The following is a 761-nucleotide window of genomic DNA, read 5'->3' as shown; positions in this document are numbered from 1 at the left end:
GGACGGGCCGCACCCCTTGGGGGGTGCGGCCCGTCCGCTGTTCCGGGGACCGACAGGCGTCCGGAGCCGTGTGGCCTGGGGTGTTGCGCCCGGGGAGGACGCGCCCGAAACCCCGGGCAGGCCACCGGTGACGGGGGCTCCGCCCTGGGCGTAGACTGTGTTCTCGTTCCGAACCGCCCCACCGTACTGGAGCAGCGACCGTGCCCAAGTCCCGCAACGATCGCAAGAAGAAGGCTGTCTACACTCCGCCTCCTTCCAAAGAGAAGCCGAAGGTCAGTCCGCGTTGGCTCGTGCCGTCGATGCTGGGCTTCTTCACCCTCGGCATTCTCTGGATCGCGGTCTACTACATCGCGGGCGACTACGTCCCGTACATGCAGGACTGGCAAAACTGGAACCTGCTGATCGGCTTCAGCGGGATCATCGTGGCCGTCGTCCTGTCCACGCGCTGGCACTGACCCCCGCCTGGCGAACACCTGACCGACCCGCTGTCCGATCGGGCGAGCGGTGTCGTCGCTGTGCGCGGCACACGGCCTTCAACGGGCATGTGTACCCGGCCCTCCCCAGGGCCTGAGCAGCCAATACCGAAGTTTTCCACAGGGTTATCCACAGGCTGTGGGTAGCTCTGTTCGTCATGCCCGGACCGGGGCGGAGCGGTGCGGTGCCCGGGACGGCGGGGGGGCGCGCGCGGGGCCCGGCGGCGCCCCCCCCCGCGCGGGGGTGGACGGGGGGCGAGCGCCGATGCGGGGCCCACGCGGCCCCGC

General features: G+C 70.6%; 1 protein-coding gene. It reads left to right on the top strand.

The window, feature by feature from the left end; all coding sequences use genetic code 11:
• Positions 1–200 precede the first annotated feature (200 nt).
• Positions 201–455 (top strand): cell division protein CrgA, encoded by a 255-nt coding sequence (locus ACFWTE_RS28960; RefSeq protein ID WP_378783096.1) that lies wholly within the window; start codon positions 201–203, stop codon positions 453–455.
• Positions 456–761: the final 306 nt, after the last annotated feature.

It is taken from the genome of Nocardiopsis sp. NPDC058631 (assembly GCF_042716955.1).
Classification (GTDB): Bacteria; Actinomycetota; Actinomycetes; order Streptosporangiales; family Streptosporangiaceae; genus Nocardiopsis.
The sequence above is the reverse complement of the archived record's forward strand: the minus strand, read 5'-3'. Positions and strand labels throughout refer to the sequence as shown.